This is a genomic window from Citrobacter sp. Cu096 (assembly GCF_030332285.1).
GTDB lineage: Bacteria > Pseudomonadota > Gammaproteobacteria > Enterobacterales > Enterobacteriaceae > Citrobacter > Citrobacter meridianamericanus.
Genome location: NZ_JAOWID010000017.1, coordinates 22,413 through 44,985 on the forward strand (window position 1 = coordinate 22,413; position 22,573 = coordinate 44,985).

Sequence of the window (22,573 nt, forward strand, 5' to 3'; positions counted from 1 at the left end):
GGCGAAGAAAGGTTGTAATTCGTATTTTGTGGTTGATAATCATACAGAACCACCTGATATGGAGTCGGGTTTCTCTTCTGAATAATCGCCCGGATGGTTATACTTCATATATTGATATTCTCTGAGAGCATGTATAGTGAATTTACTGACAGCAAGTACTGATCTCATCAGTATTTTTTTATTCACAACGCTGTTTCTTTTCTTTGCCCGCAAGGTCGCGAAAAAGATTGGATTGGTGGATAAACCCAACTTCCGCAAACGTCATCAGGGACTGATTCCGTTGGTTGGGGGGATTTCGGTTTACGCAGGCATTTGCTTTACCTTCCTCATCGCCGATTACTACATCCCGCATGCTACTCTCTACCTGGCCTGTGCTGGGGTACTGGTGTTTATCGGTGCTCTGGACGATCGTTTTGATATCAGTGTAAAAATCCGCGCGACCATCCAGGCCCTTATTGGCATCATTATGATGTCGGTGGGAAAACTCTATCTGCTAAGCCTTGGCTATATTTTCGGCCCTTGGGAGATGGTGCTCGGTCCTTTTGGCTATTTCCTTACTTTGTTTGCCGTCTGGGCGGCGATTAACGCCTTCAATATGGTGGATGGGATCGATGGTCTGCTCGGTGGGCTATCCAGCGTGTCATTCGCCGCTATGGGACTTATTCTGTGGTTCGATGGCCAGACAAGCCTTGCTATCTGGTGTTTTGCCATGATCGCCGCCATTCTGCCTTACATCCTGCTGAACCTGGGTATTCTCGGACGCCGCTATAAAGTCTTTATGGGGGATGCGGGAAGTACGTTGATTGGCTTCACGGTGATTTGGATTCTGCTGGAGACGACCCAGGGGCCAACGCATCCTATTAGTCCGGTTACGGCTCTGTGGATTATTGCCATTCCGTTAATGGATATGGTGGCAATTATGTACCGTCGTTTACGCAAGGGTATGAGTCCTTTCTCCCCGGATCGCCAACATATTCACCATTTAATCATGCGTGCCGGATTTACTTCCCGACAGGCTTTTGTCCTGATTACCCTGGCTGCAGCGATTCTGGCATCCATTGGCGTGCTGGCTGAATATTCTCGTATTGTCCCGGAATGGGTGATGTTGGTGCTCTTTTTACTGGCGTTTGTCTTGTACGACATCTGTATTAAACGAGCGTGGAAGGTGGCGAGATTTATCAAACGTTTGAAGCGCAAGCTGCGTAGAAATCGTGAAAGTAAACCAGACTTAACCAAATAAAATGAGGGTACGATGACACAACCATTACCGGGGGAACACGCCGTGAGCGCTGAAAATGAACTGGACATCCGTGGGTTGTTTCGTACCTTGTGGGCTGGAAAGGTGTGGATCGTCGGTATGGCTCTCGCCTTTGCGATTGTCGCTCTCGCCTATACGTTTTTTGCGCGTCAGGAGTGGAGCGCCACGGCGATTTCAGACCGGCCAACGGTCAATATGTTAGGCGGTTATTACTCTCAGCAGCAGTTTTTGCGTAACCTGGATATTAAGGCCAGTCTCGCTTCTGCGGACCAACCGTCGGTGATGGATGAAGCCTATAAAGAATTCATCATGCAGCTTGCTTCCTGGGATACGCGTCGTGAATTCTGGCAGCAGACTGATTACTATAAGCAGCGTATGGTCGGTAATAGCAAAGCCGATGCGGCGATGCTGGATGAACTGATTAATAACATTCAGTTTATGCCTGGTGATGCGGTACGTAATACCAACGACAGCGTGAAGCTGATTGCCGAGACGGCGCCTGATGCTAACAATCTGCTGCGTCAGTACGTCGCGTTTGCCAGCCAGCGCGCGGCGCGTCATCTGAATGATGAGTTGAAGGGTGCCTGGGCTGCACGCACCGTGCAGATGAAGGCGCAGGTTAAACGTCAGGAGGAAGTGGCGAAATCGATCTTCTCCCGCCGTGTTCACAACATTGAGCAGGCGCTCAAAATTGCTGAACAGCATAATATTTCGCGTACTTCCACGGATATTCCTGCTGAAGAATTACCTGATTCTGAACTGTTTTTGCTTGGACGACCTATGCTGCAGGCGCGACTCGAGAACCTGCAATCTGTTGGTCCTGATTTCGATCTGGACTACTTCCAAAACCGAGCCATGCTTAACACACTGAACGTTGGGCCAACTCTGGATCCGCGTTTTCAGACCTATCGTTATTTGCGTACGCCGGAAGAACCGGTAAAACGTGACAGCCCTCGTCGTGCTTTCCTGATGATTATGTGGGGCATCGTTGGGGCTCTGATCGGTGCTGGTGTCGCGTTAACCCGCCGCCGCACGATTTAGCAATACCGTTGCAGTGAGGGGCTGGGCCCTCACTGCCAATCCGAAGAGAATCGATGTGAAAGTACTGACTGTATTTGGCACGCGACCGGAGGCTATCAAAATGGCACCTCTGGTTCATGCGCTGGCAAAAGATCCTGATTTTGAGGCGAAAGTTTGCGTCACGGCGCAGCATCGGGAGATGCTCGATCAGGTGTTGAACCTCTTTTCCATCGTACCTGACTACGATCTCAATATTATGCAGCCAGGCCAGGGATTAACAGAAATTACCTGCCGAATACTGGAAGGATTAAAGCCAATTCTGGCTGATTTTAAACCTGATGTGGTGTTGGTTCATGGTGATACCACAACGACCATTGCCACTAGTCTGGCTGCGTTCTATCAGCGCATCCCGGTGGGGCATGTAGAGGCTGGTTTACGTACTGGTGATCTCTACTCTCCCTGGCCGGAAGAGGCGAACCGTACGCTGACCGGGCGTCTGGCTATGTATCATTTTGCGCCAACAGAAAACTCGCGCCAAAATTTGTTACGGGAAGCTATTCCCGAAAATCGTATTTTCGTCACGGGCAATACGGTGATTGATGCGTTGATCTGGGTTCGCGACCGCGTACTGGCGAACGATGAATTGCGTGCTGAATTAGCAGAGCATTATCCTTTCCTGAGCTCTGATAAAAAGATGATCCTGGTGACCGGCCATCGTCGGGAAAGTTTTGGCCGCGGCTTTGAAAACATTTGCCACGCGCTGGCGGAAATTGCTGCGGCTAATCAGAATGTACAGATTGTCTATCCGGTACACCTCAACCCTAACGTTAGCGAGCCGGTTAATCGAATCTTAGGTCACGTTGAAAACGTGATTCTGATTGAACCGCAGGACTATATGCCATTCGTCTGGCTGATGAATCACGCCTGGCTGATCCTTACCGACTCCGGCGGGATTCAGGAAGAAGCGCCGTCTTTGGGGAAACCTGTGCTGGTAATGCGCGAAACGACGGAGCGTCCGGAGGCCATTACCGCTGGTACGGTACGTCTGGTGGGGACAGACCCGCAGCGTATTGTTGAAGAAGTCACGCGTTTGCTTCATAACGACGATGAATATCAAACCATGAGCCGCGCCCATAATCCGTATGGTGACGGGCAGGCATGTGACCGAATTTTACACGCGTTAAAAAATAATCGGATATCGCTATGAGTTTTACGACCATTTCTGTCATTGGGCTGGGTTATATCGGACTGCCAACGGCGGCTGCCTTTGCTTCCCGTCAAAAACATGTGATTGGCGTAGATGTAAATCAGCATGCGGTGGACACCATTAACCGCGGGGAAATTCACATCGTTGAGCCCGATCTGGGGGCGGTGGTGAAAACGGCGGTTGAAAACGGATTTCTGCGAGCGGTCACTACGCCCGTCGAAGCTGACGCTTATCTGATCGCCGTGCCGACTCCATTCAAGGGTGAGCATGATCCCGATATGGCCTACGTTGAAGCCGCGGCGAAGTCTCTTGCAGCGGTGTTGAAAAAAGGCGCCCTGGTGATCCTTGAATCGACGTCACCCGTCGGGGCAACGGAACAGATGGCTGCATGGCTTGCAGAAATGCGGCCCGATCTGACTTTCCCGCAACAGGTTGGTGACCAGGCTGACGTCAATATTGCCTATTGCCCTGAACGCGTGCTGCCGGGTCAGGTGATGGTTGAGCTGATTAAAAACGACCGAGTGATTGGGGGCATGACCCCAGTCTGTTCTGCACGCGCCAGTGAGCTGTACAACATCTTCCTTGAAGGAGAATGTGTCGTGACCAACGCGCGCACAGCGGAAATGTGCAAGCTCACGGAAAATAGCTTCCGCGACGTCAATATCGCCTTCGCTAATGAACTATCGCTGATTTGCGCCGAACAGGGGATTAACGTCTGGGAACTGATTCGCCTGGCAAATCGTCATCCGCGTGTGAATATTTTGCAGCCTGGCCCGGGCGTAGGTGGGCACTGTATCGCGGTCGATCCGTGGTTTATCGTGGCGCAGAACCCGCAACAGGCGAAATTAATCCGCACTGCGCGTGAGGTCAATGATGGTAAGCCTCATTGGGTGGTCGAGCGTGTTAAGGCTGCCGTGGCCGACTGTTTGGCGGACACCAATAAACGCGCCAGCGAAGTGAAAATTGCCTGTTTTGGCCTGGCATTCAAACCGAATATTGATGATTTGCGTGAAAGCCCGGCGATGGGAATTGCGCAACATATCGCGCAATGGCACAAAGGTGAAACGCTGGTGGTGGAACCGAATATCCGTCAACTGCCGAAAAAACTGGATGGTCTTTGCCAGCTGGCGGCACTGGATGATGCGCTGGCAAGTGCCGATGTGTTAGTCATGCTGGTCGACCATAATGAATTTAAAGCCATTGAAGGCGATGCGGTACAACAGCAGTATGTGGTTGATACCAAAGGGGTCTGGCGCTAATGAAACGAATTCTGGTTACCGGTGGAGCGGGATTCATCGGCTCTGCAGTTGTACGGCATATCATTCATGAGACAAAGGATGCGGTGGTGGTGGTCGATAAGCTGACCTACGCCGGAAACCTGATGTCGCTGGAGCCGGTTGCACAGAATCCCCGTTTTGCCTTTGAGAAAGTGGATATCTGCGATCGGGCATCTCTCGACAGAGTGTTTCAACAATATCAGCCGGACTGTGTGATGCATCTGGCTGCAGAAAGCCATGTTGACCGCTCCATTGATGGGCCGGCCGCATTTATCGAAACTAACATTGTGGGAACTTACACGCTGTTAGAAGCGGCGCGCGCGTACTGGAGTGCATTAACCAGCGAGGAAAAAGCCGCATTTCGGTTCCACCATATCTCGACGGATGAGGTGTATGGTGATCTCCATTCTACCGATGATTTCTTCACAGAAACCACGCCGTATGCGCCGAGTAGCCCTTATTCTGCGTCGAAAGCCAGCAGCGATCATCTGGTCCGCGCCTGGCTGCGTACCTACGGTCTGCCAACGCTGATTACCAATTGTTCCAACAACTATGGTCCGTACCATTTCCCGGAAAAACTGATTCCGCTAATGATCCTCAACGGACTGGCGGGGAAACCGTTGCCGGTGTACGGCAATGGGCAACAAATCCGTGACTGGTTATATGTAGAAGATCATGCCAGGGCGCTCTGGTGTGTGGCGACGGCGGGCGTGGTTGGAGAAACCTATAATATTGGTGGTCATAACGAGCGTAAAAACCTGGATGTCGTCGAAACAGTTTGCAGCCTGTTGGAAGAGCTGGCGCCGCATAAACCGCAGGGCATTGCGCAGTACCGCGATTTGATCGCTTTTGTGGACGATCGCCCAGGTCATGATTTGCGTTACGCCATTGATGCTTCAAAAATAGCGCGTGAACTAGGTTGGATGCCGCAGGAAACGTTTGAAAGCGGAATGCGCAAAACCGTGCAGTGGTATCTGGATAATCAAGCATGGTGGAAACCCGTGCAGGACGGCAGTTACCAGGGCGAACGTTTAGGTCTGAAGGGCTAACAGCCTGGTTTTGGCTCCCGGAGGAGACAACGCATGAAAGGTATCATTCTGGCGGGTGGTTCAGGTACTCGCCTGTATCCCATCACGCGCGGCGTATCGAAGCAACTGTTACCCATTTACGATAAGCCGATGATTTACTACCCGCTATCGGTACTGATGCTGGCGGGAATTCGCGAAATCCTGATTATCACTACCCCGGAAGATAAAGGGTATTTCCAGCGTTTACTGGGTGATGGCTCTGAGTTCGGCATTGAATTGCAGTATGCTGAGCAGCCGAGCCCGGATGGATTAGCGCAGGCGTTTATTATCGGTGAAACGTTTCTTAACGGTGAACCATCGTGTCTGGTGTTAGGGGACAATATCTTCTTTGGTCAGGGATTTAGTCCAAAACTGCGTCATGTGGCTGCCCGAACGCAAGGCGCGACGGTGTTTGGCTATCAGGTGATGGATCCTGAACGTTTTGGTGTTGTTGAGTTTGACGAAAATTTTCGCGCAGTCTCACTGGAAGAGAAGCCGAAAGAACCGAAGTCTAACTGGGCGGTGACAGGACTCTATTTCTATGACAGTAAAGTGGTGGAATATGCAAAACGCGTAAAACCGTCTGAGCGTGGAGAACTGGAGATTACGTCCATTAACCAGATGTATCTTGATGACGGACACCTGACGGTAGAGTTGCTTGGGCGTGGTTTTGCCTGGCTGGATACCGGTACGCATGACAGTTTGATCGAAGCGAGTACTTTTGTGCAGACGGTAGAGAAACGCCAGGGCTTTAAAATAGCCTGTCTGGAAGAAATCGCCTGGCGTAACGGTTGGCTGGATGACGAAGGCGTTAAGCGTGCCGCCAGTTCACTGTCCAAAACGGGCTATGGCCAATATTTGTTGGAGCTGCTCCGTGCTCGTCCGCGCCAGTATTGAGCCGCTTAGCTGGGAAAATACGTTCTTTGGCGTCAATAGCGCCATTGTACGTTTTGACCAACATGCGCCGGTTCTGACTGCGAATGCGTTGCAGTCCTGGTCGCGGGTACAGGCAAAAATTCCTGCCGCAAATAGCCATGAATTAGATGGCTTACAGCAGTTGGGATTCTCACTGGTAGAAGGTGAAGTGGATTTTGTACTGCCGGTGACCTGTTTAAGCGGCAACCCCGGTGCGCAGGTCGCACAACCTGAGGATATCCCGGCATTACGCCAACTGGCAGGCCAGGCGTTTGCGCAAAGTCGTTTTCGCACTCCGTGGTATCCCGCAGATGCCAGTGCGCGTTTTTACGCGCAGTGGATCGAAAACGCGGTGCTTGGGACGTTCGATCATCAATGCCTCATTTTTCGTAAACCGACAGGTGAAATTCGTGGCTATGTCTCGCTGCGTGAACTGAATGCGACCGAGGCCCGAATTGGTCTGCTGGCCGGGCGTGGTGTGGGCGCAGAACTGATGCAGGCGGCGCTTTGTTGGGCACAGGCTCGCGGTAAAACAACATTGCGCGTGGCGACCCAAATGGGCAACACCGCCGCGCTTAAACGTTACATACACAGTGGTGCGAATGTGGAAAGCACCGCGTATTGGTTATACAGGTGAAACGATGATTCCATTTAACGCACCGCCGGTGGTGGGAACTGAACTTGATTACATGCAGTCCGCGATGAACAGCGGCAAACTGTGTGGTGATGGCGGCTTTACCCGCCGCTGTCAGCAATGGTTGGAGCAGCATTTTGGCAGCGAGAAAGTGCTGCTGACACCCTCCTGTACCGCATCGCTTGAGATGGCGGCATTACTGCTGGATATCCAGCCTGGTGATGAAGTCATTATGCCAAGCTACACGTTTGTCTCCACGGCCAATGCCTTCGTGCTGCGCGGGGCAAAAATCGTCTTTGTTGATATCCGCCCGGATACCATGAACATGGACGAAACGCTGATTGAAGCGGCAATTACCGACAAAACCCGCGCGATTGTGCCAGTACATTACGCGGGCGTGGCCTGCGAAATGGATACCATTATGGCGCTGGCGACAAAGTACAACCTGTTTGTGGTGGAAGATGCCGCTCAGGGCGTCATGTCAACCTACAAAGGTCGGGCGCTGGGGACAATTGGTCACATTGGCTGCTTTAGCTTCCATGAAACCAAAAACTATACCGCAGGCGGTGAAGGTGGTGCGACGCTGATTAATGATAAAAAATTAGTCGAACGCGCAGAGATCATCCGTGAAAAAGGCACCAACCGCAGCCAGTTTTTCCGCGGTCAGGTAGACAAATATACCTGGCGTGATATCGGCTCCAGCTATCTGATGTCCGATCTGCAGGCCGCCTATCTGTGGGCGCAACTGGAAGCGGCGGACCGCATTAACCAGCAGCGTCTGGCGCTGTGGCAGAATTATTACGATGCCCTCGAACCGCTGGCGCGTGCCGGACGGATTGACCTGCCTTGTGTTCCGGAAAGCTGCGTGCAAAATGCCCATATGTTTTATATCAAGCTGCGCGATATCGATGATCGCACCGCGTTGATTAACTTCCTGAAAGAAGCCGAAATTATGGCGGTGTTCCACTATATCCCGCTGCATGATTGCCCGGCTGGCGATAAATTTGGCGTGTTTGCCGGTGTTGATCGTTACACCACCAAAGAGAGCGAGCGCCTGCTGCGTTTACCGCTGTTCTATAACCTGTCACCGGTTAACCAGCGAACGGTAATTTCGACCTTACTCAACTATTTCGCCTGATATGTCGCTTGCAAAAGTGTCCTTGTGGACGGCGGCCAGTACGCTGGTAAAAATCGGTGCGGGTTTGCTGGTCGTGAAGCTGCTGGCAGTGTCATTTGGTCCGGCTGGCGTGGGGCAGGCGGGCAACTTCCGTCAGATGGTCACCGTGCTTGGCGTGTTAGCGGGGGCCGGCATTTTTAACGGCGTCACGAAATACGTTGCGCAGCACCATGATGACCCGGCACGACTGCGGAGGGTAGTCGGTACCTCTTCCGCAATGGTGTTGGGATTCTCTACCCTAATGGCGGTGGTTTTTTTGCTGGCGGCCGCGCCTATCAGTCAGGGGTTATTTGGCCATACTCATTATCAGGGGCTGGTACGACTGGTTGCGCTGGTGCAGATGGGTATTGCATGGGCGAATCTACTGCTGGCGCTGATGAAGGGTTTCCGCGATGCGGCGGGTAACGCGCTGTCGCTAATTGTGGGTAGCCTGGTAGGCGTGGTGGCTTATTATGGCTGTTATCGCCTGGGTGGGTATGAGGGGGCCTTGCTGGGGCTGGCGCTGGTTCCTGCGCTGGTGGTTATCCCAGCAGCCATCATGCTGATTAAGCGTGGCACTATTCCTCTGCATTACCTGAAGCCCTCGTGGGATAACGGTCTGGCAGGGCAGCTAAGCAAGTTTACGCTGATGGCGCTGATTACCTCCATAACGCTACCTGTCGCATATGTGATGATGCGAAACCTGCTGGCGGCGCAGTACGGCTGGGATGATGTGGGGATCTGGCAAGGGGTAAGCAGTATTTCCGATGCTTACCTGCAATTTATCACCGCCTCATTTAGCGTTTACTTGCTGCCGACATTGTCGCGTTTGACCGAAAAGCGCGACATTACACGCGAAGTGATCAAGTCGTTGAAGTTTGTGTTGCCGGCGGTTGCCGCCGCAAGCTTTAGCGTTTGGCTACTGCGTGACTTTGCTATCTGGCTGCTTTTCTCCGCTAAATTCACCGCGATGCGCGACCTGTTTGCCTGGCAACTGGTCGGCGATGTGCTGAAAGTGGGGGCGTATGTCTTTGGGTATCTGGTGATCGCGAAAGCGTCGCTGCGGTTTTATATTTTGGCTGAAATTAGCCAGTTCATATTATTGACGGCGTTTGCTCATTGGTTGATCCCTGCTCACGGTGCGCTGGGCGCGGCACAGGCGTATATGGCAACGTACATCGTCTATTTTTCTCTTTGTTGTGGCGTATTTTTACTCTGGCGTAGGCGGGCATGACTGTACTGATTCACGTTTTGGGATCGGATATCCCTCACCATAATCAAACCGTGCTGCGGTTTTTCAACGACTCGCTGGCCGCAACCAGCGAGCACGCGCGCTCGTTTATGGTTGCAGGTCCGGATGCGGGATTCAGTGAGAGCTGCCCGGCGTTATCGCTGAGTTTCTACAGCGGGAAAAAGGCGTTGGCTGAAGCGGTTATCGCGAAAGCAAAAGCGGATCGCCAACAGCGCTTCTTCTTCCACGGTCAGTTCAATACCAGCCTATGGCTGGCGCTGCTGAGCGGGGGAATTAAACCGACGCAGTTTAACTGGCATATCTGGGGCGCAGATTTATACGAAGTCTCCAGTGGACTGAAATTCCGCCTGTTTTACCCGATTCGTCGCATGGCGCAGAACCGCGTGGGCTGCGTATTTGCCACGCGTGGTGACTTGAGCTATTTCGCCGGACAACATCCGCGCGTGCGTGGTGAGTTGCTCTATTTCCCAACGCGAATGGATCCCAGACTCAATAATATGAGCAGTGAATGTCAGCGTAGCGGCAAGATGACGGTGTTGGTTGGCAACTCAGGCGATCGCAGCAATGAGCATGTTGCCGCGCTACGCGCTGTTCATCAGCAGTTCGGCGACACGGTGAACGTGATTGTGCCGATGGGTTACCCCGCTAATAATACCGCCTACATCGATGAGGTTCGCCAGGCGGGGCTGGCATTATTTAGCGCTGATAATCTGCAAATTTTAAGTGAAAAACTGGAATTTGATGCCTATCTGGCATTATTGCGTCAGTGTGATTTGGGGTACTTCATTTTTGCCCGTCAGCAAGGGATCGGTACTCTGTGTTTGCTGATTCAGGCCGGTATTCCTTGCGTGCTGAACCGTGAAAATCCCTTCTGGCAGGATATGGTGGAGCAGAATCTCCCGGTGTTATTTACCACTGATGAGCTCAATGAAGACGTCGTACGCGAAGCGCAGCGCCAGTTGGCATCGGTAGATAAAAATACAATCACCTTCTTTAGCCCTAATTATCTGCAGCCGTGGCATAACGCGCTGCGCATTGCTTCAGGAGAAATCGTATGAGCCTGATGCAATTTAGCGGCCTGCTGGTGGTATGGTTGCTTTCCACCTTGTTTATCGCCACGCTGACCTGGTTCGAATTCCGTCGCGTACGTTTTAACTTCAACGTTTTCTTTTCGCTGCTGTTTTTGCTGACGTTCTTTTTTGGATTCCCGTTGACCAGCATCCTGGTGTTCCGTTTTGATGTGGTTGTCGCTCCACCGGAGATCTTGCTGCAGGCCTTGCTGTCAGCCGCCTGTTTCTATGCCGTCTACTATGTGACGTATAAAACGCGATTGCGTAAGCGAGTAGAGGGTAAGCCGCGCAGGCCGCTGTTTACTATTAACCGCGTTGAAGCCCATTTGACCTGGATTATCCTGATGGCGATTGCGTTGGTAAGCGTAGGCGTCTTCTTTATGAACAACGGATTCCTGCTGTTCAGACTGCAATCCTACAGCCAGATTTTTTCCAGCGAAGTCTCTGGGGTCGCTCTGAAGCGTTTCTTCTACTTCTTCATTCCGGCCATGCTGGTCGTCTATTTCCTGCGTCAGGACAGCAAAGCGTGGTTGTTCTTCCTGGTAAGCACCGTCGCGTTTGGTTTGCTGACCTATATGATTGTGGGCGGGACACGCGCCAATATCATTATTGCGTTTGCCATCTTCCTGTTTATCGGCATTATTCGCGGCTGGATTTCGCTGTGGATGCTGGCCGCTGCGGGTGTGTTGGGTATTGTCGGAATGTTCTGGCTTGCGCTGAAGCGCTACGGAATGAACGTCAGCGGAGATGAGGCGTTCTATACGTTCTTGTATCTTACGCGCGACACTTTCTCGCCGTGGGAGAATCTGGCGCTGTTGCTGCAAAATTACCATAATATTGAGTTCCAGGGGCTGGCGCCGATTGTTCGTGACTTCTATGTCTTTATCCCTTCCTGGCTGTGGCCAGGGCGGCCGAGTATTGTTCTCAACTCAGCGAACTACTTTACCTGGGAAGTGTTGAATAACCACTCGGGACTGGCGATTTCGCCGACGCTAATTGGTTCTCTGGTGGTGATGGGCGGGGCGCTGTTTATTCCGTTAGGCGCGATTGTCGTCGGGTTAATTATTAAATGGTTCGACTGGTTGTATGAGTTAGGCAATCGCGAAGCTAATCGCTATAAGGCGGCGATTCTGCACAGTTTCTGTTTTGGTGCCATTTTCAATATGATCGTTTTGGCACGTGAAGGACTGGATTCGTTTGTCTCACGAGTAGTCTTTTTCCTCGTGATTTTTGGCGTTTGTCTGCTGGTAGCAAAATTGCTGTTCTGGCTATTCGATAGTGCGGGACTCATCCATAAACGAATAAAATCGCTGCCCCGGACACAGATTGAAGGATCGTAATGACAGATAACACAACAGCGCCACTCTATTCGCTGCGCGGGCTACAACTGATTGGCTGGCGCGATATGCAGCATGCGCTAAATTACCTGTTTGCCGAGGGACATCTCAGGCAGGGGACACTGGTGGCGATCAACGCCGAGAAAATGCTGACGGCAGAAGATAACCCTGAAGTGCGGGAATTGATCAACGCCGCTGAGTTCAAATATGCGGATGGCATTAGCGTGGTGCGTTCAGTGCGCAAAAAATTCCCGCAGGCGCAGGTTTCACGCGTGGCGGGGGCTGATCTGTGGGAAGCGCTGATGGCGCGAGCCGGGCATGAGGGAACGCCGGTATTCCTGATTGGCGGTAAGCCTGACGTTCTGGCGCAAACAGAAGCCAAACTGCGTGCGCAGTGGCGCGTGAACATAGTGGGTAGCCAGGACGGGTATTTTACCCCGGAGCAACGTCAGGCGTTGTTTGAGCGTATCCACACCAGCGGTGCGCAAATTGTGACGGTGGCGATGGGCTCGCCGAAACAAGAGATCTTTATGCGTGATTGCCGCAAGACTCACCCAGAAGCGCTGTATATGGGCGTGGGTGGTACCTACGACGTCTTTACCGGTCACGTTAAGCGCGCACCTAAAATTTGGCAGAATCTGGGTCTGGAGTGGCTGTATCGCTTACTGTCGCAGCCAAGCCGCATCACTCGTCAACTGCGCTTATTGCGTTATCTCCGCTGGCACTATACCGGCAACCTCTGACACCTTCTCTTCTCTGATAAGTAGCGTTTTCTACTAATTACGCTACTTATTCACCACATTATCGCTGCTTTATCGCACAATCCATCTATTTTTTGAATGCTTTAATTGCCATTTAAGCGATTTTAGGAAACCATTCGCAACAATCATTCCAGTGCCGTGGAGTTTTGACGCCAACCGCTAAGCGGTCGGTGTCGTGTGGCCTGTTATGGCATAACAAGATGTACCCATAACGAGAACCGGTAATACCGGACAGCATGCAAACACAACAAGAGGATTTATGGCCGAGAACAAACCTGAGCTACAGCGTGGGCTGGAGGCTCGTCACATCGAATTAATTGCCCTTGGGGGCACTATTGGCGTCGGACTCTTTATGGGGGCTGCCAGTACCCTGAAATGGGCGGGGCCGTCGGTTCTGCTGGCATACATCGTGGCCGGGCTGTTCGTCTTTTTCATTATGCGTTCTATGGGGGAGATGTTATTCCTCGAGCCGGTTGCCGGTTCATTCGCTGTTTACGCCCATCGTTATATGAGCCCCTTCTTTGGTTATCTCACCGCCTGGTCATATTGGTTTATGTGGATGGCAGTGGGGATATCAGAGATTACCGCCATCGGAGTGTACGTCCAGTTCTGGTTCCCGGAAATGGCGCAATGGATACCCGCACTGATTGCTGTTGGACTGGTTGCGTTGGCAAACCTCGCCGCAGTTCGCTTGTATGGTGAAATTGAATTCTGGTTTGCCATGATCAAAGTGACCACCATCATTGTGATGATCGTCATTGGGTTAGGGGTGATTTTCTTCGGGTTTGGCAACGGTGGTCAGGCGATCGGTTTTGGCAACCTGACCGAGCATGGTGGCTTCTTTGCTGGTGGTTGGAAGGGCTTCCTGACGGCATTGTGTATTGTCGTGGCTTCTTACCAGGGCGTGGAGCTGATCGGCATTACTGCAGGTGAAGCGAAGAATCCACAGGTCACGCTGCGTAGCGCAGTAGGTAAAGTGCTGTGGCGTATCCTGATTTTCTACGTTGGGGCGATTTTTGTTATCGTCACTATTTTCCCGTGGAACGAGATTGGCAGCAACGGCAGTCCGTTTGTTCTCACCTTTGCCAAGATTGGTATTACCGCCGCGGCAGGGATTATTAACTTTGTGGTTCTGACGGCTGCGCTGTCGGGTTGTAACAGCGGGATGTACAGCTGCGGGCGCATGCTCTACGCACTGGCAAAGAATCGTCAGCTCCCCGCCGCTGTTGGAAAAGTTTCTCGCCATGGCGTACCGGTTGCCGGCGTGGCTATTTCTATCGCGATACTGCTGATTGGGTCGTGCCTGAACTACATTATTCCCAACCCGCAGCGCGTATTCGTTTATGTTTATAGCGCCAGCGTGCTACCGGGGATGGTGCCGTGGTTTGTGATCCTGATAAGCCAGCTGCGGTTCCGCCAGGCGCATAAAGCGGCGATCGCCAGTCATCCTTTCCGTTCGATTCTGTTCCCGTGGGCGAATTATTTGACGATGGCGTTCCTGATTTGCGTATTAATCGGCATGTACTTTAATGAAGATACCCGAATGTCACTGTTTGTTGGCATTGGCTTCTTACTGGCGGTGACACTCATTTATAAGGTTTTTGGCCTGAATCGTCATGGCACAGCCCAAAAATTGCAGGAATAAGCGACAAAACGCACAAACCATGACCAAACGATAATTTATTTTAAAAAACCACTAGACAGCAGACCGAGACCTCCGTAATATCCAGCCCCGCAACGGCGCTAAGCGCCCGTAGCTCAGCTGGATAGAGCGCTGCCCTCCGGAGGCAGAGGTCTCAGGTTCGAATCCTGTCGGGCGCACCATTTAGTAAGGTGCCGGAGCTGCGGTGGTTTTAATACCGCGTAAAAGATTTGCAGTGGTGGCTATAGCTCAGTTGGTAGAGCCCTGGATTGTGATTCCAGTTGTCGTGGGTTCGAATCCCATTAGCCACCCCATTAATTTAAAGTTGTGAAATGCGAAGGTGGCGGAATTGGTAGACGCGCTAGCTTCAGGTGTTAGTGTCCTTAGGATGTGGGGGTTCGAGTCCCCCCCCTCGCACCACGACTTAAAGAATTGAACTAAAAATTCAAAAAGCAGTAAAACGGCGAGTAGCGCAGCTTGGTAGCGCAACTGGTTTGGGACCAGTGGGTCGGAGGTTCGAATCCTCTCTCGCCGACCAATTTTGAACCCCGCTTCGGCGGGGTTTTTTGTTTTCTGATTTTCCTTTCTCAGTCGTTATTCCCAAGAATTACCTGCTGTCTTAAAAAGTCCGAATACCTGGTTTTTGCAGTGCAATCGTGGCACGCGTTGTGCAATAATATACGGGTAGATGCTCATTCCATCTCTTATGTTCGCCATCTGGCCTCATAAACTCAGGAATGATGCAGAGCCGTTTACGGTGCTTATCGTCCACAGACAGATGTCGCGTAGCCTCATCAAACACCATGGACATAACGTTGAGTGAAGCACCCATTTATGTTGTCATACAGACCTGTTTAACGCCTGCTCCAAAAGAGCGGGCGTTTTTTTATTTATGCATCATTGAAAATGCCCGGTAAGCGAAGCGTCACCGGGCAATGGGGAATTACTGCGGGGGATTGTTGTTCTGCAGCGTCAGCATCAGGCCATCACGGCGCATGGTGGCGGCTTCTTCCGGTTGATGCAATCTGTCCAGCGCGTCAGCAAGCCAGGCGTAGTCATAGGCATCCGGGCGCTGTTTGAGGGCTGCACGGAAGGCGAGCGTGGCTTCCTGCCATTCGCCATGCTTCATGAGCGACTGCCCCAGCGTGCTCCATAGCAACGGGCGATCGCCCACGGCTTTAATCTGCTGGCGCAACACTTTCTCTATCTGTTCCGGGTTATTGGTTTTCAGACGCGGGATCGGCAGCACCAGGCGATCGTCGTACTGACGTTTCAGGCCATCAATAATGACCTGCTGCGCCGTGTCGTGATCGTCACACTCAATCAGATGTTCAGCCATCGCTACCTGCAGGGCAACCTGATGACGGGTTTTACGGTTCTGATTTTTCCACCATGCGCGTAGCCCCTCGCTGCCCTGATCGGCGCGAACCTGATCCATCAGGCCAACCCATGCCTGCTGTTCCAGCATAGTGCGATGTTCGTCATCGCCCACGTGCGCTTTTGCCATGGATGGAATGATATCCAGTAACGAACTCCATGCGCCGGTACGAATGTAGGCCTGTTCAGCCAGACGCAGCACTTCCGGATGACGAGGTGTCACTTCCAGCAGTTTGTCTACGCTGTGGCGCGCGGCATGATTTTCATTACGCGCCAGCTGCAGGCGAACGCGAGCGATTTCAACCGGGATCGTATCATTGCCTGCCAGTTCGGCGGCACGCTCAAGGTGTTGGTTGGCACGCGCTTCGTCACCGCGCTGCTGAGCCGCTTCTGCCGCCAGCAGGTAATTCACTACCGGCTGTTCTGCATGATCGGCATTTTTCGACATCAGCTTCTCAACCTGCTGATAGTCACCTTCCGCCAGCTTGAGCAGCGCCTGTTCGGTCTGCTTACGGGCGCGACGACGTTTACGACCGACAAACCATCCGCGGGTATGCGCACCTGTGCGGAAAATTCGGCGCAGCAGCCATTCAATTGCAAACAGGACGACCATGGCGACGATCAGGATGATCGCCAGTCCCGTCACGCTGGTTTCGATATTGTAATTATCCGTCTGGATCAATACGTAGCCCTGATGACCGGCAATCATCGGACCAACAACGATCCCGGCAATCAGCAGCACAAAGAGCAATAATACTTTTAGCATCATTATTCTCCTTGCGGCGCAGTCGCCGGAGCGTCTGTTGCAGGCGCAGGCGCAGGTACAACTGGCGCTGTGGCAGGTTGCGCCAGTAAATTACGTACGCGGGTCTGCATTAGCTTGTCGAGAAGAGCCTGGCTCTGCAGCGTTTCCGGGACATCCATACTGATGCTTTGTTGGCTCAGCTGGTCTACCTCTTCAAGGAAAGCTTTGGTCGTTGCATCATCGGTGTCGTAGTAGGCGCGCACCCAGGTAGAGACGTTTTCCAGCGCCTGACGCCAGGTTTCTTCCTGATGACGCGGCACAGCCTGGGCGGCCACTAACAGGCGTGAACGGATGTTTTCACGTAAATAAACGTCCTGGTTCGGTGCCAGCAGCGGGACGGCGGTTTCATCACGACGGCGAACGGTGATAAAGCTATCCATAAAGTTCTGCCAGCTTTTTTGCAGATTGATACGCCATTCGCTGATCGAGCTGGAAAGCTCGTTGCTGTCGGAGTCCATCGGCGAATCATCGGTGTCATTGTCGGCCAGACGCAGGTTATCAATCTGGTTTGCGAGCTGATTTACTTTGAGGATAATGCCGTCATAGTCGACCTGAGTCACCGCGGAGAGGCTAGCGATATCATCGGTAATCGCGCGGCGGGCGGTAATCAGGCTCGGGTCGTTCATATCCGCCAGGCTGGCATCAGCGCTTTTCAGTAGCGCCGCGGCGGTGGTCACGTCCTGATCGCTCCATAATTTGCGACCGGCCAGTTTCACCAGGAAATCAGCCTGCGCCAGTAACCATGTTCCGGCATCGCTGCTGGAGATAGTGGCGACTTTTTGCTGGACTTCGTCAAGCTGTTTGACCAGAGCGGCCTGCTGGCGAGAGGCTTCATCCAGCTGCGTGGCCTGCTGTTTAATAATGCCTTCCAGCTCAGCTTTTTGGCTTTCCTGCGCTTTTTGCAGCGCCGTCAGTTGGTTTGCCAGCGCGTCGCTGGTTGCTGTCTGTGTTGTTGCCTGTTGTTTCCCCCAGCCGTACAGCCCAACGCCTGCTGCCAGCGCGATTGCAATCGCCACGGCGCTCAGAATCAGCGCCGTGCTGTTCTTACTCTTTTTTTCAGTATTGACTGGCTGTGACGTGGTTTCCACGGCCTCCCTGGTCTCTTCAACCACGGCGGAGGATTTTTCTTGTTCCGTCATTATGGCATCCCATTATGAGAGTTATTGTAATGCGCGTAACAGCGCATCGTTGTCGGCGTTATCAGCGACCTTAATATCTTGCCAGCCCAGTTCCCGGGCGAGGTGCGCCAGACGCTCACTGACGACCAGCAGCCGACAGCGTAGTAACCAGTGCTCACGATACCATTGCGGAATGAGCGACCAGAGCTGTTGTAGCATCTCTCCGCTGGTGACAACCAGCGTGGTCACGCCACGAGATTGCCAGCGCATCGCTTCTTCCGCGCCATCGTAGTGTTTTGCACTGCGTTGATAACATTCACAAAAATTGACATCAGCTCCACGTGCCGTCAGGGTTTCACCTATCAGCTCGCGACCACCGTTGCCGCGTAAAATAAGCGCGCGTTTTCCCGCAATATTTTGTAATTCAGGTAATTGTAGCAAGACTTCGCTAATTTCCCGATCCAGAGGGTAGTGAATATTGCAGCTGCTAACGGTATGCAGTGCCAGCGCCGTTGTGCGGCCAATAGCAAAATAATGCGGAAGGGAGGGCCAACTTTTCCCTTGCTGCTGAAGCTCGGCATCAGCAAAGGTGACGGCGTGCTGTGAGAGTGCGAAGACCAGATCGTTTTCCGTCAGCGCTGACAGTCGGGAAGCAAGCATCGCCAGTTCCCGACCCGGTGAAAAATCGATGAGCGGAAAACTCCAGGCCACCTGCCCCAGTGTGCGCAGACGGCTCACTAACTCTTCCCCAGCGGGAGACGGGCGGGTGACCAGAATACTCATGCGGGGGCTTCTCCGTTGTAAACTTCAGCCAGAATGGCACGCGCACCGTTCTCCAGTAGCTCTTCAGCCAGAGAGATGCCCATCTGTTCAGCATCCTGCGCGGCACCGCGACGTTCTCCGCATACCATCTGCGAACCATCAGGTGCGCCAACCAGCGCCCGCAGCCAAATCTCACCGTTAATGACCTCGGCATAACTGCCGATAGGTACCTGACATCCTCCTTCCAGGCGGGTGTTCATGGCGCGTTCGGCTTTGACGCGTAGCGCTGTCTCTTCATGATTGAGCGGCGCTAACAGCGCCTGAGTGCGCATATCATCCAGTCGACATTCTATGCCAACTGCGCCTTGCCCGACAGCTGGCAGAGAGACTTCCGGCGGCAGAGCGGTACGGACGCGCGACTCAAGACCTAAACGTTTTAATCCGGCGACCGCCAGAATAATCGCGTCATAATCACCGTTATCCAGTTTGCCGAGACGTGTGCCTACGTTACCGCGCAACGAACGGATGATGAGGTCCGGACGGCGTTTCGCCAACTGGCACTGACGGCGCAAACTGGATGTCCCGACGATGCTGCCAGCCGGGAGTTCATCCAGCGTGTTGTACTTATTGGAGACGAAAGCATCACGCGGATCTTCTCGCTCGCAAATGGTGACCAGTCCAAGACCGTCAGGGAATTCAACCGGCACATCCTTCATGGAGTGCACGGCGATATCGGCGCGTTTTTCCAGCAGCGCGACTTCCAGCTCTTTAACAAACAGCCCTTTCCCCCCGACCTTCGCCAGCGGAGTATCAAGGATCACATCGCCACGGGTTACCATAGGAACCAGTTCCACGATCAGACCGGGGTGGTTTGCCATTAAGGCGTCTTTGACATAATGTGCCTGCCAGAGCGCAAGGGGGCTTTGGCGTGTGGCAATTCTCAAAACATTGTCTAACATGCTTGTTACCGTCATTATCAATCATTGACCATCCTAACATCCTTATCAAAGGGATGTCAGCGTTACGCTCAAACGTAAGTGAGAGGAAAAGGCGCTGCATCATCACTGTCAGTGAAGAATGACGAGAAAAACCTCCCGACCGTATGAAGGAATTTACACGTAACGAACGGTGCTACACTTGTATGTAGCGCATCTTTCTTTACGGTCAATGAGCAAGGTGTTAAATTGATCACGTTTTAGACCATTTTTTCATCTGTAACTAATAAAAGTGCAGGTGAAAAAGGTAACGGTTATTTTTGACATACGGTTTATCCGGATTGATGACGAGGGTGGTAAGCGTTTGCGCCGCCGCTATCGACGCCATGACGGATGCAACATCAGGCGATACGTCTTGTACCTCTATATTGAGACTCTGAAACAGAGACTGGATGCCATAAATCAACTGCGTGTGGATCGCGCGCTTGCTGCCATGGGACCTGCTTTCCAGCAGGTATACAGTCTGCTGCCGACATTATTGCACTACCACCATCCGCTGATGCCGGGTTACCTTGATGGTAACGTTCCCAAAGGCATATGCCTTTACACGCCTGATGAAACCCAACGCCACTACCTGAACGAGTTGGAACTGTACCGCGGCATGTCGCCGCAGGACCCGCCGAAGGGCGAACTGCCGATCACCGGCGTTTACTCGATGGGCAGTACCTCTTCGGTAGGGCAAAGCTGTTCGTCTGACCTTGATATCTGGGTCTGCCATCAATCCTGGCTGGATAGCGAAGAGCGCCAACTGCTGCAGCGTAAATGTAGCCTGCTGGAAAGCTGGGCGGCCTCGCTGGGCGTGGAAGTCAGTTTCTTCCTGATTGACGAAAACCGTTTCCGTCACAATGAAAGCGGCAGTCTGGGTGGGGAAGACTGTGGCTCGACGCAGCATATCCTGTTGCTGGATGAATTCTATCGCACCGCTGTGCGCCTCGCGGGTAAACGTATTCTGTGGAATATGGTACCGGGCGACGAAGAAGAGCATTACGACGATTACGTCATGACGCTCTACGCACAAGGGGTGCTAACGCCAAACGAATGGCTGGATCTCGGCGGGCTCAGTTCGCTCTCTGCCGAAGAGTATTTCGGCGCCAGCCTTTGGCAGTTGTACAAGAGTATCGACTCTCCGTACAAAGCAGTGCTGAAAACGCTGCTGCTGGAGGCGTATTCCTGGGAATACCCCAATCCACGCCTGTTGGCGAAAGATATTAAACAGCGCTTGCACGATGGTGAGATCGTCTCATTTGGTCTCGACCCTTACTGCATGATGCTGGAGCGTGTAACCGAATACCTTACGGCGATCGAAGACCCGACACGTCTGGATTTAGTGCGTCGATGTTTCTACTTAAAAGTGTGTGAGAAACTGAGCCGTGAGCGCGCCTGCGTGGGCTGGCGCCGTGAAGTATTAAGTCAATTAGTGACAGAGTGGGGCTGGGATGATGCCCGTCTGACCATGCTGGATAACCGCGCTAACTGGAAGATTGACCAGGTGCGTGAAGCGCATAACGAACTGCTCGATGCGATGATGCAGAGCTATCGTAACCTGATCCGCTTTGCACGGCGTAATAACCTCAGCGTCAGCGCCAGCCCGCAAGATATCGGCGTGCTGACCCGTAAGCTGTATGCCGCGTTTGAAGCGTTGCCGGGTAAAGTCACGCTGGTGAACCCGCAGATATCTCCAGACCTCTCGGAACCGAATCTGACCTTTATCCATGTGCCTCCGGGTCGTGCCAACCGTTCGGGGTGGTATCTTTACAACCGAGCGCCGAACATGGACTCGATCATCAGCCATCAGCCACTGGAATATAACCGCTATCTCAACAAGCTGGTGGCGTGGGCCTGGTTTAATGGCCTGCTGACCTCGCGTACGCATCTATTTATTAAGGGTAACGGCATCGTTGATTTGCCGAAGCTGCAGGAAATGGTCGCCGATGTGTCGCACCACTTCCCGCTGCGTTTACCAGCGCCAACGCCGAAAGCGCTTTATAGTCCGTGCGAAATTCGGCATCTGGCAATTATCGTTAACCTCGAATATGACCCGACGGCGGCATTTCGCAATCAGGTGGTGCATTTTGATTTCCGTAAGCTGGACGTCTTCAGTTTTGGCGAAGAGCAAAATTGCCTGGTCGGTAGCGTAGACCTGCTGTATCGCAACTCGTGGAATGAGGTGCGTACGCTGCACTTCAACGGCGAGCAGGCGATGATTGAAGCGTTAAAAACGATTCTGGGCAAAATGCATCAGGATGCCGCGCCGCCGGATAGCGTCGAGGTCTTCTGCTATAGCCAGCATCTGCGCGGGTTAATTCGTACTCGCGTACAGCAACTGGTGTCTGAGTGCATCGAATTACGCCTCTCCAGTACCCGTCAGGAAACTGGACGCTTCAAAGCGCTGCGTGTTTCCGGTCAGACGTGGGGGCTGTTCTTCGAACGTCTGAACGTCTCGGTACAGAAGCTGGAAAACGCGATTGAATTCTATGGTGCGATTTCACATAACAAACTGCACGGACTTTCCGTTCAGGTTGAGACTAACCATGTGAAACTTCCGTCGGTAGTGGACGGGTTTGCCAGCGAAGGGATCATTCAGTTCTTTTTCGAAGAAACGGGTGATGAGCAGGGCTTTAATATCTACATTCTGGACGAGAGTAACCGGGCCGAGGTGTATCACCACTGCGAAGGCAGCAAAGAGGAACTGGTACGCGACGTCAGCCGTTTCTACTCATCGTCGCACGATCGCTTCACCTATGGCTCAAGCTTTATCAACTTTAACCTGCCGCAGTTCTACCAGATTGTGAAAACCGACGGGCGCGCGCAGGTAATTCCGTTCCGTACCCAGCCGATTAGCGCTGTTCCGCCCGTCAATCAGGACAACGACGCGCCGCAGTTGCAGCAGTATTTTTCCTGAACATGATGCCGGATAAGC

18 protein-coding genes and 4 tRNA genes are annotated in these 22,573 nt (G+C 52.7%); 18 read left to right on the forward strand and 4 right to left on the reverse strand.

Features of this window, described 5'->3' with window-relative positions; translation table 11 throughout:
* Nucleotides 1-136: 136 nt before the first annotated feature.
* The 17 genes from wecA (at nucleotide 137) to OGX99_RS01095 (ending at nucleotide 15,134) form a co-directional block, all read left to right on the forward strand.
* Nucleotides 137-1,240, forward strand: a complete 1,104-nt coding sequence (wecA, locus tag OGX99_RS01015) for a UDP-N-acetylglucosamine--undecaprenyl-phosphate N-acetylglucosaminephosphotransferase (protein ID WP_151217271.1) — start codon at nucleotides 137-139, stop codon at nucleotides 1,238-1,240.
* Nucleotides 1,241-1,252: 12 nt separating this feature from the next.
* On the forward strand, nucleotides 1,253-2,299 hold the full coding sequence (wzzE, locus tag OGX99_RS01020) for an ECA polysaccharide chain length modulation protein (protein ID WP_151225752.1): 1,047 nt from the start codon (nucleotides 1,253-1,255) through the stop codon (nucleotides 2,297-2,299).
* A gap of 55 nt (nucleotides 2,300-2,354) precedes the next feature.
* Nucleotides 2,355-3,485: a non-hydrolyzing UDP-N-acetylglucosamine 2-epimerase gene (gene wecB, locus OGX99_RS01025; RefSeq protein WP_151217267.1), complete on the forward strand. Its 1,131-nt coding sequence runs from the start codon at nucleotides 2,355-2,357 to the stop codon at nucleotides 3,483-3,485.
* Nucleotides 3,482-4,744: a UDP-N-acetyl-D-mannosamine dehydrogenase gene (gene wecC, locus OGX99_RS01030; protein WP_286542332.1), complete on the forward strand. Its 1,263-nt coding sequence runs from the start codon at nucleotides 3,482-3,484 to the stop codon at nucleotides 4,742-4,744. The genes wecB and wecC overlap by 4 nt, the downstream gene beginning before the upstream one ends.
* The gene (gene rffG / locus OGX99_RS01035; RefSeq protein WP_151225753.1) at nucleotides 4,744-5,811 is read left to right on the forward strand and encodes a dTDP-glucose 4,6-dehydratase; all 1,068 of its coding nucleotides are present in this window, start codon (nucleotides 4,744-4,746) and stop codon (nucleotides 5,809-5,811) included. The genes wecC and rffG overlap by 1 nt, the downstream gene beginning before the upstream one ends.
* A 33-nt stretch (nucleotides 5,812-5,844) precedes the next feature.
* Entirely contained in the window at nucleotides 5,845-6,726 is an 882-nt protein-coding gene (rfbA, locus tag OGX99_RS01040) for a glucose-1-phosphate thymidylyltransferase RfbA (RefSeq protein ID WP_286542334.1), read from the forward strand.
* A complete protein-coding gene (gene rffC / locus OGX99_RS01045) occupies nucleotides 6,704-7,381 on the forward strand; it encodes a dTDP-4-amino-4,6-dideoxy-D-galactose acyltransferase (protein ID WP_286542337.1) in 678 nt (225 codons plus the stop codon). Before rfbA ends, rffC begins: the two co-directional genes overlap by 23 nt.
* A 4-nt stretch (nucleotides 7,382-7,385) precedes the next feature.
* Nucleotides 7,386-8,516: a dTDP-4-amino-4,6-dideoxygalactose transaminase gene (gene rffA, locus OGX99_RS01050; RefSeq protein WP_151217259.1), complete on the forward strand. Its 1,131-nt coding sequence runs from the start codon at nucleotides 7,386-7,388 to the stop codon at nucleotides 8,514-8,516.
* 1 nt (nucleotide 8,517) lies between these two features.
* Entirely contained in the window at nucleotides 8,518-9,768 is a 1,251-nt protein-coding gene (gene wzxE / locus OGX99_RS01055) for a lipid III flippase WzxE (protein WP_286542339.1), read from the forward strand.
* Entirely contained in the window at nucleotides 9,765-10,844 is a 1,080-nt protein-coding gene (locus OGX99_RS01060; protein ID WP_151217257.1) for a TDP-N-acetylfucosamine:lipid II N-acetylfucosaminyltransferase, read from the forward strand. The genes wzxE and OGX99_RS01060 overlap by 4 nt, the downstream gene beginning before the upstream one ends.
* Nucleotides 10,841-12,196: an ECA oligosaccharide polymerase gene (gene wzyE, locus OGX99_RS01065; protein ID WP_286542342.1), complete on the forward strand. Its 1,356-nt coding sequence runs from the start codon at nucleotides 10,841-10,843 to the stop codon at nucleotides 12,194-12,196. The genes OGX99_RS01060 and wzyE overlap by 4 nt, the downstream gene beginning before the upstream one ends.
* A complete protein-coding gene (wecG, locus tag OGX99_RS01070) occupies nucleotides 12,196-12,936 on the forward strand; it encodes a lipopolysaccharide N-acetylmannosaminouronosyltransferase (protein WP_286542344.1) in 741 nt (246 codons plus the stop codon). Before wzyE ends, wecG begins: the two co-directional genes overlap by 1 nt.
* A gap of 277 nt (nucleotides 12,937-13,213) precedes the next feature.
* Nucleotides 13,214-14,599 (forward strand): bifunctional threonine/serine APC transporter ThrP, encoded by a 1,386-nt coding sequence (gene thrP / locus OGX99_RS01075; protein ID WP_151225755.1) that lies wholly within the window; start codon nucleotides 13,214-13,216, stop codon nucleotides 14,597-14,599.
* A 102-nt stretch (nucleotides 14,600-14,701) separates the two neighbouring features.
* Nucleotides 14,702-14,778, forward strand: a tRNA-Arg gene (locus tag OGX99_RS01080).
* Nucleotides 14,779-14,834: 56 nt separating this feature from the next.
* Nucleotides 14,835-14,910, forward strand: a tRNA-His gene (locus tag OGX99_RS01085).
* 20 nt (nucleotides 14,911-14,930) lie between these two features.
* Nucleotides 14,931-15,016, forward strand: a tRNA-Leu gene (locus tag OGX99_RS01090).
* A 41-nt stretch (nucleotides 15,017-15,057) separates the two neighbouring features.
* A tRNA-Pro gene (locus tag OGX99_RS01095) sits at nucleotides 15,058-15,134 on the forward strand.
* A gap of 405 nt (nucleotides 15,135-15,539) precedes the next feature.
* On the opposite strand, the gene hemY is transcribed toward OGX99_RS01095, so the two are convergent.
* Genes hemY through hemC form a run of 4 tightly spaced genes read right to left on the reverse strand, consistent with a single transcriptional unit; the run spans nucleotide 15,540 to nucleotide 19,617 of the window.
* On the reverse strand, nucleotides 15,540-16,739 hold the full coding sequence (gene hemY, locus OGX99_RS01100) for a protoheme IX biogenesis protein HemY (protein ID WP_151225756.1): 1,200 nt from the start codon (nucleotides 16,737-16,739) through the stop codon (nucleotides 15,540-15,542).
* Nucleotides 16,740-16,741: 2 nt separating this feature from the next.
* Nucleotides 16,742-17,917, reverse strand: coding sequence for a uroporphyrinogen-III C-methyltransferase (gene hemX / locus OGX99_RS01105; RefSeq protein ID WP_286542347.1), 1,176 nt, complete (start codon nucleotides 17,915-17,917; stop codon nucleotides 16,742-16,744).
* A 21-nt stretch (nucleotides 17,918-17,938) separates the two neighbouring features.
* Nucleotides 17,939-18,679, reverse strand: a complete 741-nt coding sequence (hemD, locus tag OGX99_RS01110; RefSeq protein WP_286542350.1) for a uroporphyrinogen-III synthase — start codon at nucleotides 18,677-18,679, stop codon at nucleotides 17,939-17,941.
* A complete protein-coding gene (gene hemC, locus OGX99_RS01115) occupies nucleotides 18,676-19,617 on the reverse strand; it encodes a hydroxymethylbilane synthase (RefSeq protein ID WP_151217250.1) in 942 nt (313 codons plus the stop codon). Before hemC ends, hemD begins: the two co-directional genes overlap by 4 nt.
* A gap of 391 nt (nucleotides 19,618-20,008) precedes the next feature.
* On the opposite strand from hemC, the gene cyaA reads away from it, so the two are divergent.
* Nucleotides 20,009-22,555, forward strand: coding sequence for a class I adenylate cyclase (cyaA, locus tag OGX99_RS01120; protein ID WP_040230071.1), 2,547 nt, complete (start codon nucleotides 20,009-20,011; stop codon nucleotides 22,553-22,555).
* Nucleotides 22,556-22,573: the final 18 nt, after the last annotated feature.

What these genes read in the sequence shown, in the direction of transcription:
- wzzE (WP_151225752.1), top strand. Translation starts at nt 1,253, where the DNA reads ATGACACAACCATTACCGGGGGAACACGCCGTGAGCGCTGAAAATGAA.
- wecC (WP_286542332.1), top strand. Translation starts at nt 3,482, where the DNA reads ATGAGTTTTACGACCATTTCTGTCATTGGGCTGGGTTATATCGGACTG.
- rffG (WP_151225753.1), top strand. Translation starts at nt 4,744, where the DNA reads ATGAAACGAATTCTGGTTACCGGTGGAGCGGGATTCATCGGCTCTGCA.
- rfbA (WP_286542334.1), top strand. Translation starts at nt 5,845, where the DNA reads ATGAAAGGTATCATTCTGGCGGGTGGTTCAGGTACTCGCCTGTATCCC.
- rffA (WP_151217259.1), top strand. Translation starts at nt 7,386, where the DNA reads ATGATTCCATTTAACGCACCGCCGGTGGTGGGAACTGAACTTGATTAC.
- wzxE (WP_286542339.1), top strand. Translation starts at nt 8,518, where the DNA reads ATGTCGCTTGCAAAAGTGTCCTTGTGGACGGCGGCCAGTACGCTGGTA.
- OGX99_RS01060 (WP_151217257.1), top strand. Translation starts at nt 9,765, where the DNA reads ATGACTGTACTGATTCACGTTTTGGGATCGGATATCCCTCACCATAAT.
- wzyE (WP_286542342.1), top strand. Translation starts at nt 10,841, where the DNA reads ATGAGCCTGATGCAATTTAGCGGCCTGCTGGTGGTATGGTTGCTTTCC.
- wecG (WP_286542344.1), top strand. Translation starts at nt 12,196, where the DNA reads ATGACAGATAACACAACAGCGCCACTCTATTCGCTGCGCGGGCTACAA.
- thrP (WP_151225755.1), top strand. Translation starts at nt 13,214, where the DNA reads ATGGCCGAGAACAAACCTGAGCTACAGCGTGGGCTGGAGGCTCGTCAC.
- hemY (WP_151225756.1), bottom strand. Translation starts at nt 16,739, where the DNA reads ATGCTAAAAGTATTATTGCTCTTTGTGCTGCTGATTGCCGGGATCGTT.
- hemX (WP_286542347.1), bottom strand. Translation starts at nt 17,917, where the DNA reads ATGACGGAACAAGAAAAATCCTCCGCCGTGGTTGAAGAGACCAGGGAG.
- hemD (WP_286542350.1), bottom strand. Translation starts at nt 18,679, where the DNA reads ATGAGTATTCTGGTCACCCGCCCGTCTCCCGCTGGGGAAGAGTTAGTG.
- hemC (WP_151217250.1), bottom strand. Translation starts at nt 19,617, where the DNA reads ATGTTAGACAATGTTTTGAGAATTGCCACACGCCAAAGCCCCCTTGCG.